We start from the raw sequence: 421 nt of genomic DNA, 5'->3' as shown, positions 1-421 counted from the left end.
GCTTTGAACACCACCTGCTGCTGAAAATGGCCGGGCCGGGTGTGGCAGAGGCCGAACAGTATCTGAAAAGCTACTTTGCCCAGGCCGAAGGTGACTTTTTCGTCTGTACGCCTGAAGAAGGCAAGAAAGCGTTCCTGCACCGCTTTGCCGCAGCGGGCGCCGCCGTGCGCTATCACGCGGTACATGCCGATCAGGTCGAGGACATTCTGGCGCTGGATATCGCCCTGCGCCGCAACGATACCGAGTGGTTTGAAACTCTGCCGCCGGAGATCGACAACCAGTTAGTGCACAAGCTGTATTACGGCCACTTTATGTGCCACGTGTTCCACCAGGATTATGTGGTGAAAAAAGGCGCGGACAGCCATGCGCTGAAAGAACAGATGTTGGCGATCCTCAATCAGCGTGGTGCGGAGTATCCGGC

1 pseudogene is annotated in these 421 nt (G+C 57.0%); it reads left to right on the top strand.

Annotated elements, in window-relative coordinates:
• A pseudogene (locus DUK53_RS17235) lies at nucleotides 1-421 on the top strand (D-lactate dehydrogenase); the annotation flags it as partial.

The sequence above is a fragment of the Listeria sp. SHR_NRA_18 genome, assembly GCF_003856515.1.
In the GTDB taxonomy this organism is placed as follows: domain Bacteria; phylum Bacillota; class Bacilli; order Lactobacillales; family Listeriaceae; genus Listeria_A; species Listeria_A newyorkensis.
Note: the sequence above shows the minus strand (reverse complement) of the source record. Positions and strands in the feature narration are given on the sequence as shown.